Here is a 14,066-nt window from a genome sequence, read left to right as displayed (position 1 = left end):
TAAACCAATTCGTAAATTGGCTTAAAACAGCATGATATTTTTTTATTAACTATAATGTTGTATGGTCAGTAAGTGTGCTTTCTTCACTTTCGTTAAACATAACCACCATAAAAACAACATAAATGGGATCATGAAATATATTGAAATTCCTTCAATCGCTAATATACCGTTATACATCATGTGTAAACCTATTGGGGTCAATAATGCAACAAATAAAAGCGGTTTCGATTTACCATTTATTGCGAATTTTGCACGCCCTAGATAATAACCCATAACTACACCAAAAATAGCATGGCTCGAGACAGGCATCATAGCCCGTAAAAAAGCTGTATCCAACCCATAAGTTAACAAGTATAAAATATTTTCGACTGTTGCAAAACCTAAAGATATACTAGCACCATATAAAATACCATCATATGGATCATCAAATTCTACGTGTTGGTAAATGGCCATAACCAAAATAAACCATTTGAAAAATTCCTCAAGCATACTAGTAAACAGAACGTTCCTTATAAAAAATGATTGCATGATTTGTTCTACTTCAAACACATGCTGTATGAAAAGAATAGGAAAAGTTAAGATAGCGCCATAGATAAATGTATGAAACAATGTTCGTGAAGGCTCTGACGATATCTGATTTCGTAAATACAAATAACTAAATAGAGCAAGTCCTGGAGCGATTGCGACAGATAATATGATAATCAAGTTGCACTCGCCTCCTTTTCATCGTTTAATTATATCATTTTTAATTCCTCTGATGGTTGAAAGGAGATCAAAATAACATGAAAAAAATAGTAGTAATTCATACAGGTGGTACAATTTCGATGCATGTAATGAATGGAGCTGTAATACAAGGAGAGACGAATCCAATCACAGCTGAAATACACACTTTGATGCAATACGCGAATATTCATGAAATCAATGCCTTCAATTTACCTTCTCCCCATATGACACCAAAGGAGATGTTGAAACTTAAAGTAATTATCGATGAACAATTATCATCATATGATGTGGAAGGAATCGTCATTACACATGGTACAGATACTTTAGAAGAAACCGCTTATTTCCTTGATTTAACAATAAAAAGTGATGTCCCGATTATTTTAACGGGTGCCATGAGATCATCAAATGAAATTGGTGCAGATGGTGTTTATAATTTGGTATCTGCAGTACGAGTAGCAATCTCCGATGATACGTTTGGCAAAGGTGTACTTGTCGTGATGAATGATGAAATTCATACTGCTCAAAATGTCACGAAAACATCGACCAGCAATGTATCCACTTTCCAAAGTCCACAATATGGACCCCTTGGACTAATTACTAAAACAGGTGTACACTTCCACCATTCTCCAATTCGTCAAGAAACGTATGATGTGAGCAATATCAGTAAAAAAATCGCTCTCTTCAAAGTGTATGCAGGAATGGAAGCTGATTTACTCTTACATGTAGGCAAGTCAGGGTACGACGGAGTGGTTTTGGAAGGGTTAGGGCAGGGGAATGTACCTCCTGCAATTATACCAGCAATTCAACAGCTTATAGAACAAAGTATTCCTATTGTTTTGGTATCAAGATGTTACAACGGAATTGCTCAACCTGTTTATGGATATGAAGGCGGCGGAAAAATGTTAGAAAAAATGGGTATTTTGTTTGCTCATGGGTTAAGCGGCCAAAAAGCACGAATTAAATTACTCATCGGACTCTCTGATCCCCATGTGAAAAATTCTATTTCAACCATATTCAACTATTAGAATTATTTCCTTTTTGGGGTTAGCTTTCGCTTTCACAGTTTACAAGCCCGTTGGATCATCGAAATTTATTGAATGTTAAGTCCTTTTCAATGTAGCCTTCTCATATAAATGAAGTGGTCAATAAATACAGCGAGATGAAACCATAAATAGGCGTGATTCATTCATATCACGGTTCAACATGAAGAAGTATTTCGCTTTCCTTTTTCGAAATAAAAACAAAGGGGATTATTGTGAAGAAAACGGCTTTGTTCATGGTTTTTGGTTTATTTTTAGGATTAGCTGGTTGTGGTAATCAAGTTCAAGATGATCTTTTGAACTATATTAATAACGATATGTCCTCAATTATTGATCTAGAAACTAAAGCAATTAGCGAGTATGAAAGTGTAACTGGTTCTAACTACACCAATGATGAAGATATGTATCTTCACCTTATAGAAGTTGTTCTTCCTGCCTATCAAATCCTTATAGAAGAAGCCGAAGCAATAGATCCTGACACACCGGAAGTAATACAAGTTCACGAACTTTATCTTGAAGCAACCAATACTCAATATAATGCAATCATTAAAGTTTTAGCAGCTCTTGAAGCACAAGATTATGATTTAATTAGTGATGCGAATCATATGTTATCCGAAGGTCGCTCGGAAATGAGAAACTTTATAAAATCAGTCCAGCAATTAGCTGAAGAAAATAATGTTGAAATAACGGAAGATTAAAAAACTCGAGATAGTAGATTGAATGACTTTCAAGAAATAGAAATCCAACAATACACCAAAAGAAAAGCCGCCATTATTTTGGCAGCTTTTCTTTTTGCAAGATTGAATTTGCAATTAATTCTCCGTGGAACCGTCCGTTTTCAATAAATATTTCATTGGCATTGTTCCCGGCCGCTAAGACACCTGCAATATATAGGTTCTCTATGTTAGATTCCATCGTACTTTCATTTATCAGTGGTCTTCCTGACAGTTCATCAATTTGGACACCCATATTTTTCAAAAAGTCATGGTCTGGGTGATACCCAATCATTGCAAATACAAAATCATTGTTAATGTCATACATTTTCTCGTGTTGACGGATTCGAACTTTTTCATATGTTATTTGCTCGACATGAGAATCGAAAAGCATATTAATTTCTCCACTTCTAACCAACCCTTCAAACTCAGGCAATATCCACGGTTTGATACTGCTTGAATATTCAGACCCTCTATATACTACAGTTACTCTAGCACCAGCCTTATGTAATTCTAGAGCGGCATCAATACTTGAATTCTTACCACCAATTACTACCACATCGGTGTCAAAATATGGATGCCCCTCTTTAAAGTAATGACTTACTTTTGGCAGGTCTTCACCAGGAATTCCAAGCAAATTAGGGTGGTCATAATAGCCAGTCGCAATAATAACATTTGCTGTTTTATAGGTGGATTTTGATGTATACACTACAAAGGTATCCTTCTGTTTCTCAACTCGCTCGACCGTTTCATATCGATGGACCTGTAATTTTTTCATTTTTGCTACTTCACGATAATAAACAAGAGCTTGATTACGTTTAGGCTTGCGTCCTTCAATAATAAAAGGGACATCCCCGATTGCTAATTTTTCGCTTGTACTAAAAAATGTTTGATGTGTGGGATATTTATATATTGCTTCCACTACATTCCCTTTTTCAATAATAATCGATGAGACACCAATATTTTGTAAGGCTATTGCAGTTGCTAGACCACAGGGTCCCCCTCCGACGACAATTGCGTTTACATTTTTCATTTTTCTACACTTCCTTTAAATAGAAATTCTCCTACCTAAACATAATGATAGGAGAACCTGACGAACTATACAACTAAGAGGATTTACATTTCATTTGTACAGTCATTCGTTTTGCAAGGGCATAATCGACAAGATATGACACTCAGCAGGCGCACCTAAACGCAGCGGCATAAAAGTAGTTCCAAAACCGTTACTAATCAATGTTACGACGTTGTTCTCTGACTTTAGGGTTCCACGCTGATAATAACCCCATTTACCTACTCGAATTTGTCCACCATGGGTGTGACCAGCAAGTAGCACACTCGGCTTATAACGTTCTATTACTTTATTAAAGACGAATGGGGTATGTGAGACAAAAACAACAGTCTCTCTTTCCGGTACCTTAGCAAAGCTTTTTTCAATATTTGCACGTCCAGAAGAAACATCATCAATCCCAACAATCCATAGTTGCTCACGCTGATTTTGTAGACAGATTGCCTCATTTTCTAGTAGAATGCCACCCTCATTAAGAATGAATTTGCGAATATGGCGTTCGCCAACTTCACGGTCATTGTTTCCCCATACATAAATTAGTGGTCCGATTTTCGCGAGTTGTTTAATATTTTCTTCGATTTGTTCCAATGAAACTCCTCTTTCGGCTAAATCTCCTCCGATGATCACGGCCTTAATATCCGAACCAACTTTTTCAATTAGCCGATTTGATATCTTCCTCCGATGAATATCTGAAATAAAAAAAAGTCGAAAAGTTTCTTGCTTTACAGATTCCACCTCAATTTCTTGATGAAGAACATTTGTTTCAAATGCTTTTTTAAACATGAAAAGAGGAATACTAAAAATCACACCCATCATGGTTATTAAATAACGCATTCACTCACCCCTTAATCAAAATAAAAAGAGGAGGGTCTCCCCTTCCCCTTACATTGAGCTATTTCATAGTCTATGAATCAATCTTCTTCCATGTGCAATACACGGAATCCTGAGCGATCAAGTTCATTCAGGAATTTTTGAATATTATCACGTTTCTCGATCTTCAAGACAATTCTTCGCAGTAACTTGTCTGACTCATCAAATGTAACTAACGAGATAACTGACTCATGAAACTTTTGAATAATATCCGAAACGCGTGCAATTTGACCTTTTGTTTCTACAGAAGTAAATGTAATGCGGACGCCAGGGCGATCCATTCCAAATGCGCTGCGGAACTGATCCATAATGTCAAAACGTGTCACTAACCCCAAGAATTGATTCTCCTCCACAACGGCAATTATTGGAAAATCATTAAGTAGGATCAAAGAATCTTCAAACACAGCTTCAATGTTTAAATAAATATCTTCTCTTGTCACAACGTCCATTAGAGACGTTTGCGCCTGAAATTCATCTTTGCTTAGACCGCAATAGTAAAAAGCTCTATAGGCAATATAACGATTCAATATCCCTTTATATATTCCATTCTCTAAAACTGGTAATGCGTCAATTTGATTTTTCTCCAATAAGTCTAATGCCGTCTGCAAAGACTCGGTTGTTTCGATTGTGATACATTTTTCTTTTGGTATCATTACACTTTTCGCAAACATTCAGTCACCTCATTCTCATTTCAGTACGTATTAACTATTCTACAAAATTCCCTTTACTCCTTTTTTAAAACATTTAATTCGGAATAATTAATGTTTGACCGGATGATATCGAGTCAGAAGTTAAGTTATTTGCAGATTTGATTAGATCTACTCCACCACCTGAAGGGTAGTATTTTAAGGCAATACGGTAAAGGTTTTCACCAGGCTGTACCACATGTGTTTTATCTGAGGTCGGCTGTGGTTCGGAAGGAACTTCTGAAGGCTGTTCAACAGGGGGTGCCGCCGGTTGGTCTTCTGGTACTGTTGTTTCTTCAGGTATTGTTGTTTCCTCACTCGCTTCTGAATCTTTTGGATCTACATCAGACGCTAGTGGATCAGTGCTTTCATCATCTGGACTAGTGTCAGCTACATCCTCTTTTTCATTTTGTTCGTATTGAACTTGACTATTGTCGACAACAGTTACTCCATTCGAACTTGGTTGATAGAAGACAAATACATAAATTAAAAAAGACACTGGGATTAGGATAAAGAAAAAGAACAAGATCGGTAATAGATAATTTCGTTTTTGTTTTTTAGATTGTTTTGACACGGAAGGATTAGTACGTCTAGATTTACGTGTATTTGGCTCTTCAGCACTATTAATTTCAATAGGTTTTCGATGTTCTTCTATTTTATTTTGATAATCATCTTTATTCATTACAATAAACTCCTATTCTACGTTTCGTCTGTACTTATTATGCCGAAATTTGGAGAAAAAGTAAATCAAACCTCACTTTATTATTAACCCCTTGGGAATAATAAAGATAATCTATTTTGCCATGGACTTAACAATATCTGTTGAGAACGTTCTTGGGAAGAATGAACAATTTCATCTGTATTCAACCCGCACTTTGAGCAACAATTTTGAGGTTTGTCTGCTAATTGTTGACCAAATGTTTGCACGATTTGATGTCGGATACATAATGAATTTGTAATGATTTCTTTCATTCTATGGATTTGTTGAACTTTTTCTTGTCTCAATTGCTGAAGCATAGAAATTGTATCTTCTTCCGTTTTCCGTGCGGACCAATAATCGAGTATTCGCACGTGGTTTTCAGATAGTAATCCTTGTGACACTAATTGATTGGCGCTCATTCCGTTATATTTGTTCTCATTAAAGATTTTAACGTGAATTTCTTCAGGAAAATCGTTAGTTGCAACAAAAATTGTGCGATGTTCATCGTCAATTGTATAAAATAAAGTTGCTAGTGCGTCTGTTCCATCTCTTCCAGCTCGTCCCACTTCTTGGGCATAATTTGCGACTGATGATGGAAAATGATCATGGATAACTTGTCGAACATCGTCTTTATGTACACCCATCCCAAATGCATTCGTAGCACATACCCATTCAATTTCATTCTGTAAAAATTGTTGCTGAACAAACATTCGATCCACTTGATCCATTCCTGCATGATAGGATGCAATCCGTATTCCTGCTGCACTTAATTTAAGCGCGTACTCGTCGGCTTTCTTCCGAGATTGTGTATACAGAATTCCAGGACCAGAATAACTTTCAATTTGTTTGAGTATAGACTCAAATTTATGATGAGATGAATCTACTTCAACAGTTGAGTATCGAATATTAGGTCGATCAAGTGATTGCATGTGATAAGTAGGATTTACCATGTTTAAATGGAGTGTAATATCATTCATGACTTGTTGTGTCGCTGTAGCTGTTAATGCCAAGATCGGAGGTCGGGTCGGTTCGTGTAACCACTCACCTAATCTCAAATAGTCCGGGCGAAAATCGTACCCCCATTGTGAAATACAATGTGCTTCATCCGCAACAATAAGGGAAATAGGAATACTTTGTAGTTTTGCTTTAACTAGGTCTTGCATCAACATTTCTGGTGACAAAAAAATGAATTTATAGGATTCGATTCGTTGTAAAAATTGTTGTTTTTCAAGTGGTGTTAAAAAAGAGTTGAACGCAACAACTCGCTTTTCACCCCTTTTTTTCAATTGTTCGACTTGATCCTGCATTAATGATAGCAAAGGGGAAATAATAATTACGGTATGCGGCATGAGATATCCAGGAATTTGATAACATAGGGATTTCCCCATACCTGTAGGCATTATGGCTACAACATCTTCCTCATTTAATATACTTTCAATAATTTCTTTCTGACCTTTTCTAAAAGATGAAAAACCAAATTTATCATTAAGTACCTTATAAAGATTCTTTGTCATTTGAATCACCGCCCATTACTAATAATAATCGTAACTGAAAGTAGGAATATGTAGGATAAGCATTTTTTAACGTGCGTAATTTTTTGGTCTGTTGATTTCTAACTTGTTGAATCAACATATTTGAATCGACATTCGGAAAAAAAACTTTGATCGAGAATGATGGATTATTCATTGCCATTTCCACGAAATGATCCTCGATTGTACTCGTTTTTAATTGCCGCATAGTAACAATCTGTTCAAAAGAATAGCCTTGTTGGTGAAGTTCTGATGTTTTCTTTGCAGAATCTGTTAACGGGGTGGTTGTCTTTATTCCTTCACTTATTTTACACAATATAACTAATTGAGGATTAGATAGTATTTCATCAAGTAAGATGTGTAAGCATTCATAGAATCTTATTTGTAAGTCTAGCTCATCGGTTTTTAATGCATGCGATAATTGTTGCCATGTAATTCCACTTACTTCAAACCCTGATAATCGATGACACAAAATTGTCAAATGTTGATCTGATAGATTTGGCGACTGAAATACAGTGGATAATTCTTGATAAAATTGCTGAATAAATGTAGTTGATTGATATGGAACACTTCTTAGGAATTGCCGTACCCATTGTTGAATTTTATCGTCCTTTTGCACAGGGGTGAATGCCATACTTTTAGCCTGTACATGTGATAATGTCTGAGTTACTAAAGAAAGCCGTTGAAAAAATAATCGTTCATTTCCTCTATATAACCAGCCATTTAATTTAAGTTTTGGTAGCTGTCGCAGCTCTAATTGCCCGAGTTTAGTAGTATGCGGAATGGAATCCTCATTTACAATCAACAGCCCCGATTGAATCATTAGTTGAATGGTTTGGTCGTATGACTCTTTAGATAGTTTTGGAAATAATGAAAAGTACTTTGTAAAACCAAAGCTCTTAACATCTTGAATCGTTTGTCCTGAACGTTTCCCTCTAAGTAAATGAAAAGGAGCAGAGATTGTTCTTTCTCCATTTAAACGATGGACCATATGTAAGATAATTTGTTGGAATAGCACAGACCTTCCTCCAATCGATGAGTATTTAGGTTGAAAATTGCATAAAACATGATTAGAATAAGTACGAAAGCTTTTTCAAGCGGACGGAGAAAAAGGAGAGGTTTAACATGGCTAAATATACTATTGTAGATAAAGATACATGTATTGCATGTGGCGCGTGTGGGGCTGCTGCTCCAGATATCTATGATTATGATGACGAAGGAATTGCCTTTGTTATTTTAGATAATAACATGGGAACTACTGAAGTTCCAGATGAACTAGAAGAAGACATGCAAGATGCGTTTGAAGGCTGTCCTACAGATTCAATTAAAGTAGCTGACGAATCATTTGATGGAGACGCTTTAAAATACGAATAGTAAAAAGTGTAGAAGCATGGTCTGCTATGTAAGACACAAAAAAGCTACGGAAGTTTTCTTCCGTAGCTTTTTATTATGACTTTATGAAAATTGTATACGCTGTTTATCTAACCAACTTTTCATTGTTTTAAAAAGAACAAAGATTACCATTGAAAGTAGTACACCTTTAATTAAGTTGAATGGTAATATTCCAAGTACAATCGATTTAAATAATGCATCTCCAGTTTCTGCTGGATAGTTCAAGAAGTAAGTGTACATCGGTAGGAATACGGCATAGTTCAATACGCTCATGCCAAGTGCCATTGCAAATACTCCAGCACTTAATCCAATTGCTAAACCTTTTGTAGTTGTAACTTTCCGATAAATCATATAGACCGGTATTATAAACAATATGCTCGTTGCAAAGTTGGCCATTTCACCAACTGGAACACCTGTTGGACTTCCACTAAACATCCAATATAAAACATTTTTAAAAAGCGCGACTAAGATCCCAGCTACAGGACCCATGATGACCGCTGCAATGAGTGCAGGTACATCACTAAAATCGATTTTCAAAAACGATGGTAATACGGGTAATGGAAAGTTGAAAAGCATCAGTACAAATGAAATACTACTTAACATCCCAACCGCAATCATAATACGTAATTTAGTGTTCTTCATATTACTCTCTCCTTTTGTCGATTCACTCCACAAGAAGAAAAGTTCGTTCGCTTTGTCCCATCAAAAAAATCCCATAAGCCGTTATCGCTTAGGGGAGTAGAAAGGCGCACTTAAATAGGCGTCTCGTTAAATGACAGAACGAAAAACGACCGCACCTTCACCTTCTCCCATCCAGACTATACTGTCGGCTTTGGAATTGCACCAAATCCTGCCTTACGGCTCGCGGGCTTAAGGAATCGTTCTCCTATTACCGCCGATCGGGAATTTCACCCTGCCCCGAAGATGAATCAATATTAACTTACATAGTATACTATAAGAAAAAAAACCCATTTGTAAACTACTTGAGCTTACGAATGGGTGTATTTATTCTTTTAACAAAAAGGGACTTTCATTTGCACCCAATGGCATAGGCAATGGTTTGGTAAAATCAAAGCCATTCCAATTTGGTTGCACAATATTTTCAAATTGTAACGATTCCCCAAAACTTGCACCTGTCAGCAATAATCCTTCAATCAGATATGTCGCTGTTTGGGCATTCATTTTCTCCAGGTCCAATGGCTGTGAGAAAACGACTTGGGTTATGTCACCTGCATTTTTCACTTCAAAATTAACCCCTTCGGGTATCACTGATTCGTAAACATCATTCGGTTTTTCTTTCATTTGTAGAAGTGCTTCAGACAACGAAATAGAAGATTGCCCAAAGTTTGGTGTTAAGTAAACATTTTTATTTGATTGTCGGAAAAGATAATAAGCAGAATGATTGATGGTCCCGTCTAGCACCGTAGGTTTACTTGGTTCACCCGCTTGATCAAATTCCACATTGGTTCCATCTTCATTTAAAAATTCGATTTGAGAATAATCATGGAATGTTTCACTCAAGGATTGAAAAAAAACGGTGATGGTGCCGGAAGCTGTATCATACGCATGATCTTTAGGGAGAGTATGATGTAAGGAATCTCCTTGAACTGAAAAAGAACCTTTATAAGGGTGATAATCAGTAAAACCTAAAGATTCCTCATCGATCCGAGGTGCATACGTTTGATACAATTCTAATGATGTTGGCTTTCTATCACCGAAATCAGCAGCAATTTGACTGTTAGGAATTAGAAAGGTCACAGGAACGCTATTTGCCGCATCCCCTGCCATACCAAGCCGGAAGACCGTAACATCATCAGTCACTTCATCCGGGTAAACTGCCGTCAATTGATTCCCTGTTGATGCCTTTGACAAAAATGTGTGTTCATTTTCTAATTTTGCTTCTATCATTTCATCAGAACTTCCCTCAGTGATTTCAGCTTCTTCAACTTTCATCATCGTCATCGAGGCGTCTTCCGAACTATCTTGACTTGAAGTCTCCCTGGAAACTTCTCCTTGATCTTTTGCCATCTCAGCGGATTCATTCGGTTGATTCAACATGGTGGCTGTAAACAAACACAATGTAAGAACCGCAGCTGCTGCTACTGCTGAGGGAATCCATGTAGTCCGCTTTTTGGGAACTTGTGTTTTCAATCTTGGATCTTCCGATAACCGTTTGAACACTTCATCTTTTGAACGTGTGTCTTGCAGTTTGGGCGCTTGGCTAAGTAAATCATCAATTTTCTGTTCACTCCATTTATTGTTACTCATCGTGAACTTGCCTCCTATCCGAATGCCCAGATAATCGATCCCGCAGTTTTTGAATGGCACGGTGTTGTGTGGTCTTTACTTTTCCTTCTGTCCAGCCCAATACTTGTGCTGTTTCAGTTATGGATAAGTCTTGGAAATACCGCATAATAATGACCATTTTTTGATCGCCTGTACATTCATCTAATGCTAATAACAATTGCTTCATTTCATCATTCATTTCAGCTAATTCTTCCGGCAGTGCATCAGGAGACTTTAACTCTTGTTTTTCCCAGTTAAAAAAATCAAAAGCGTGTTTCTTGCGTACGGTCGATTTTCGAAAATGATCGATTGCCACATTTTTAGCAATTGAAAACAACCAGGTTTTCTCCGAACTTTTGCCTTCAAACTTGCTATAAGCTTTTAACACTCGAATATATACTTCATGCATTAAGTCTTCTGCAGTCTGTCTATTTTTCACCATGTACATTAAGAATTGAAAAACATCTTGGTGGTACTGGTCATATAGTCTGTGAAAAACGGAGTCATTCATAAACTCCCCCCGTTCATAAATTAGTCGTTTCATTGAATAAAAAAGTTACAAGTTTTTTATTGGTAATGTAAAAGTAAAAATGGTTCCTTTATTCTCTATGCTCTGCACGGTAATGTCCCCATCATGGGATTCTACCATATTCTTTGCAATCGCGAGTCCTAATCCAGTTCCGCCCTTACCACGCATCCTTGATTTGTCCGCTTTGTAAAATCTCTCAAATACATACGGAAGATCCTCTGATGGAATTCCTGTTCCAGTATCTTGCACACTTATTTTAACGAATGCTTTGTGTTGTTCGACACTTACTGAAACTTTTCCTTCATTCGGCGTGTACCGAATGGCGTTATCGACTAAGTTGGTCAAAACTTGTTCGATTCGATCCACATCTATTTCTGCAGTTAATTGAGGTGAAATCCTATTTACAAACTCCAAATTAATATTAGATTCTTTGGCAACTTGTGAAAACTTCTGTGTAATTCTTTCCATTACTTGTGCAACAGCGACATTTTCTTTATAGAGCCTCATCCTACCGGATTCCATTCTAGCCAAATCAAGTAAATCTGTAACTAATCGTCCCATACGTTGTGATTCTTCATAAATGATTTTCATCATTTCGTTTCGTTCTTCTTCAGATGTGACAATCTCATCCACAATCGCTTCACTATATCCTTGAAGCATAGCAATAGGCGTTCTCAATTCATGGGATACATTCGCGATAAAATCTGATCGTAGCTTGTCAAGGCGATGTTGTTCGGTCATGTCTCGAAGGACTGCAACTGCCCCACGAATTGAATCCCCACTATATAGTGGACTAATAGAAATCGCGTAATAGCTTCCTTCCATTTCTAGTTCTTCATTAATTTCCTCTTCTAAATGCAGCACATGATCTAACATATGGTCCATCTCCATCGGAATTGGCTGACTAGTACTATTCCCCATCCGAAAGAACCATTTTTGTAGCAATTTGTCTGCTTGAGGGTTACTTAATAAGATGGTGTGATCACGATTAAATGTAATGACCGCATCTGTCATAGATGTCAAAATACTGGAAAGTTGTTCTTTTTCTTGATTAATTACTTCCAAGTGATGTTTTAGCTGACGACCCATTTGATTAAACGCGGTTGCAAGTTGACCTATTTCGTCATTTTGCAAGACCGGTACCTTTGAATCAAAATTCCCTTTTGATAACTCAAACGCTGCTTCACGCATTTTTCGAAGAGGTGAAGTGATTCTTGTGGATAAGAAAAAAGCAAAAAAAGTGGTTAAAATAAAGGCTATGAATGCGGATAGAAAGACGATGTTTGTCGTTTTCTTTGTTGTTTGGTGGATCACGTCTAAACTTTGATAAATAAAGACTGCCCCATGCAGTTCATTTTCTACATTTAATGGAGAAGCCAACACATAGTATGATTCCATTTGATTTTTGTTCGTTAATGAAGGCAAAATCATTTCCTTCAAAATTGGTTCAGATGATTGAAACACTCTATTAAGTGTTTTGTCTTTCATAATGTATTCGTGAATCAATTCCCCATTTTCACCTTCATGCAGTGTCAATGAAACTTCACGTGGTTCTTTCGAAATAAGTGCATTGGTTCCAGGACCTAATATAACTGAGATAATGTCAAGTGACGTATCTACATTATCGTGATCATCCACTATACGAGCAATGGTTCCAGCTTCCTGGCGTAAAGTCACTTCGGCTTGCTGACTATGATAATTCCCTAAGAATTCTAGCATTAAGATTGTAATGATAAATAATACAAACGAAACGAGAAGCAATATGGTTACCCATAGCTTCCCGACAACGCTGTTCCATATTCTATTCATTGATTACCTCGAATTTGTATCCGACACCCCAGACGGTCACGATCATCTTGGCTGCTTTTTCAGATACTCGATTAAGTTTTTCTCTTAAACGCTTAACATGTGTATCCACAGTTCGTAAGTCTCCAAAGAAATCATAATGCCAGACTTCTTTTAATAACTGTTCACGATCAAATACTTTATCCGGTGCTTTTGCTAAAAAGTATAAAAGCTCATACTCTTTTGGAGTTAGATTTACTTCAGTTCCATCCGCTGTTACTCGGTGCGCATCGTGATCAATTGTTAAATTCGGAAAAACAACGAGATCTTTTGAAACCGTTGAAGTCGAAATTGGTGCAATAGATACTGAACGACGCAAAACGGCTTTTACACGAAGGACTACTTCACGTGGACTGAATGGTTTTACAATATAATCATCAGCACCTAATTCAAATCCCGAAATCCGATTGGCTTCCTCGCCTTTTGCTGTTAATAATAGAATCGGCGTGGTTTTTTGTTCGCGTAGCTCTTCTAATACTTCTAAACCATCTTTTTCAGGCATCATAATATCTAGCAATATACAATGATAATCTTTTTCCATTGCCATCTCTATTGCCATAGCACCATTTTCAGCTTCATCTACTACATAACCTTCACGTTCTAAATACATTTTTAATAAGCGACGAATACGATCTTCGTCATCTACCACTAATACAGCAATATCTTCTGACATTATGGGTAACCCCT

The 14,066-nt window shown here is 36.8% G+C and carries 15 protein-coding genes and 1 riboswitch; of the genes, 3 read left to right on the top strand and 12 right to left on the bottom strand.

What is annotated here, in order from left to right:
• Positions 1 to 45: 45 nt before the first annotated feature.
• Positions 46 to 705, bottom strand: a complete 660-nt coding sequence (gene prsW / locus GY23_RS02670) for a glutamic-type intramembrane protease PrsW (protein WP_075617659.1) — start codon at positions 703 to 705, stop codon at positions 46 to 48.
• 77 nt (positions 706 to 782) lie between these two features.
• Here prsW and GY23_RS02665 point away from each other — a divergent pair, with 77 nt between their 5' ends.
• Entirely contained in the window at positions 783 to 1,748 is a 966-nt protein-coding gene (locus GY23_RS02665; protein ID WP_075617658.1) for an asparaginase, read from the top strand.
• A 230-nt stretch (positions 1,749 to 1,978) separates the two neighbouring features.
• Positions 1,979 to 2,461 carry a hypothetical protein gene (locus GY23_RS02660; RefSeq protein ID WP_084543943.1) on the top strand — a complete coding sequence of 161 codons (483 nt, stop codon included), beginning with the start codon at positions 1,979 to 1,981 and terminating at the stop codon, positions 2,459 to 2,461.
• 73 nt (positions 2,462 to 2,534) lie between these two features.
• Here the strand turns inward: GY23_RS02660 and GY23_RS02655 are convergent, their stop codons facing one another.
• From GY23_RS02655 to GY23_RS02630, 6 genes are all read right to left on the bottom strand, one after another.
• Positions 2,535 to 3,509, bottom strand: a complete 975-nt coding sequence (locus tag GY23_RS02655; protein ID WP_075617657.1) for a YpdA family putative bacillithiol disulfide reductase — start codon at positions 3,507 to 3,509, stop codon at positions 2,535 to 2,537.
• A 102-nt stretch (positions 3,510 to 3,611) separates the two neighbouring features.
• On the bottom strand, positions 3,612 to 4,376 hold the full coding sequence (locus GY23_RS02650) for a metallophosphoesterase (RefSeq protein WP_075617656.1): 765 nt from the start codon (positions 4,374 to 4,376) through the stop codon (positions 3,612 to 3,614).
• 77 nt (positions 4,377 to 4,453) lie between these two features.
• A complete protein-coding gene (locus tag GY23_RS02645; RefSeq protein WP_075617655.1) occupies positions 4,454 to 5,083 on the bottom strand; it encodes a CBS domain-containing protein in 630 nt (209 codons plus the stop codon).
• A 73-nt stretch (positions 5,084 to 5,156) separates the two neighbouring features.
• A complete protein-coding gene (locus GY23_RS02640; protein WP_075617654.1) occupies positions 5,157 to 5,780 on the bottom strand; it encodes a LysM peptidoglycan-binding domain-containing protein in 624 nt (207 codons plus the stop codon).
• An 83-nt stretch (positions 5,781 to 5,863) separates the two neighbouring features.
• On the bottom strand, positions 5,864 to 7,312 hold the full coding sequence (locus GY23_RS02635) for a RecQ family ATP-dependent DNA helicase (protein WP_075617653.1): 1,449 nt from the start codon (positions 7,310 to 7,312) through the stop codon (positions 5,864 to 5,866).
• Positions 7,293 to 8,345, bottom strand: a complete 1,053-nt coding sequence (locus GY23_RS02630; protein ID WP_075617652.1) for a YpbB family protein — start codon at positions 8,343 to 8,345, stop codon at positions 7,293 to 7,295. Before GY23_RS02630 ends, GY23_RS02635 begins: the two co-directional genes overlap by 20 nt.
• Before the next feature lie 107 nt (positions 8,346 to 8,452).
• On the opposite strand from GY23_RS02630, the gene GY23_RS02625 reads away from it, so the two are divergent.
• A complete protein-coding gene (locus GY23_RS02625; RefSeq protein WP_075617651.1) occupies positions 8,453 to 8,701 on the top strand; it encodes a ferredoxin in 249 nt (82 codons plus the stop codon).
• Positions 8,702 to 8,782: 81 nt separating this feature from the next.
• Here the strand turns inward: GY23_RS02625 and GY23_RS02620 are convergent, their stop codons facing one another.
• The 5 genes from GY23_RS02620 to GY23_RS02600 all read right to left on the bottom strand — a co-directional run bounded on the left by GY23_RS02620 (position 8,783) and on the right by GY23_RS02600 (position 14,052).
• Positions 8,783 to 9,361 (bottom strand): ECF transporter S component, encoded by a 579-nt coding sequence (locus tag GY23_RS02620; protein ID WP_075617650.1) that lies wholly within the window; start codon positions 9,359 to 9,361, stop codon positions 8,783 to 8,785.
• Between the two features lie 155 nt (positions 9,362 to 9,516).
• Positions 9,517 to 9,649: riboswitch (FMN riboswitch) on the bottom strand.
• A gap of 75 nt (positions 9,650 to 9,724) precedes the next feature.
• Positions 9,725 to 10,987: a hypothetical protein gene (locus tag GY23_RS02615; protein WP_075617649.1), complete on the bottom strand. Its 1,263-nt coding sequence runs from the start codon at positions 10,985 to 10,987 to the stop codon at positions 9,725 to 9,727.
• On the bottom strand, positions 10,980 to 11,516 hold the full coding sequence (gene sigX, locus GY23_RS02610) for an RNA polymerase sigma factor SigX (protein ID WP_075617648.1): 537 nt from the start codon (positions 11,514 to 11,516) through the stop codon (positions 10,980 to 10,982). The genes GY23_RS02615 and sigX overlap by 8 nt, the downstream gene beginning before the upstream one ends.
• A gap of 45 nt (positions 11,517 to 11,561) precedes the next feature.
• Positions 11,562 to 13,343, bottom strand: a complete 1,782-nt coding sequence (locus GY23_RS02605) for an ATP-binding protein (RefSeq protein WP_075617647.1) — start codon at positions 13,341 to 13,343, stop codon at positions 11,562 to 11,564.
• Positions 13,336 to 14,052, bottom strand: coding sequence for a response regulator transcription factor (locus GY23_RS02600; protein WP_075617646.1), 717 nt, complete (start codon positions 14,050 to 14,052; stop codon positions 13,336 to 13,338). Before GY23_RS02600 ends, GY23_RS02605 begins: the two co-directional genes overlap by 8 nt.
• Positions 14,053 to 14,066: the final 14 nt, after the last annotated feature.

The organism is Paenisporosarcina indica (assembly GCF_001939075.1).
Taxonomy (GTDB): domain Bacteria; phylum Bacillota; class Bacilli; order Bacillales_A; family Planococcaceae; genus Paenisporosarcina; species Paenisporosarcina indica.
Note: the sequence above shows the minus strand (reverse complement) of the source record. Positions and strands in the feature narration are given on the sequence as shown.

What these genes read in the sequence shown, in the direction of transcription:
- GY23_RS02665 (WP_075617658.1), top strand. Translation starts at nt 783, where the DNA reads ATGAAAAAAATAGTAGTAATTCATACAGGTGGTACAATTTCGATGCAT.
- GY23_RS02655 (WP_075617657.1), bottom strand. Translation starts at nt 3,509, where the DNA reads ATGAAAAATGTAAACGCAATTGTCGTCGGAGGGGGACCCTGTGGTCTA.
- GY23_RS02650 (WP_075617656.1), bottom strand. Translation starts at nt 4,376, where the DNA reads ATGCGTTATTTAATAACCATGATGGGTGTGATTTTTAGTATTCCTCTT.
- GY23_RS02645 (WP_075617655.1), bottom strand. Translation starts at nt 5,083, where the DNA reads ATGTTTGCGAAAAGTGTAATGATACCAAAAGAAAAATGTATCACAATC.
- GY23_RS02640 (WP_075617654.1), bottom strand. Translation starts at nt 5,780, where the DNA reads ATGAATAAAGATGATTATCAAAATAAAATAGAAGAACATCGAAAACCT.
- GY23_RS02635 (WP_075617653.1), bottom strand. Translation starts at nt 7,312, where the DNA reads ATGACAAAGAATCTTTATAAGGTACTTAATGATAAATTTGGTTTTTCA.
- GY23_RS02625 (WP_075617651.1), top strand. Translation starts at nt 8,453, where the DNA reads ATGGCTAAATATACTATTGTAGATAAAGATACATGTATTGCATGTGGC.
- GY23_RS02620 (WP_075617650.1), bottom strand. Translation starts at nt 9,361, where the DNA reads ATGAAGAACACTAAATTACGTATTATGATTGCGGTTGGGATGTTAAGT.
- GY23_RS02615 (WP_075617649.1), bottom strand. Translation starts at nt 10,987, where the DNA reads ATGAGTAACAATAAATGGAGTGAACAGAAAATTGATGATTTACTTAGC.
- sigX (WP_075617648.1), bottom strand. Translation starts at nt 11,516, where the DNA reads ATGAATGACTCCGTTTTTCACAGACTATATGACCAGTACCACCAAGAT.
- GY23_RS02605 (WP_075617647.1), bottom strand. Translation starts at nt 13,343, where the DNA reads ATGAATAGAATATGGAACAGCGTTGTCGGGAAGCTATGGGTAACCATA.
- GY23_RS02600 (WP_075617646.1), bottom strand. Translation starts at nt 14,052, where the DNA reads ATGTCAGAAGATATTGCTGTATTAGTGGTAGATGACGAAGATCGTATT.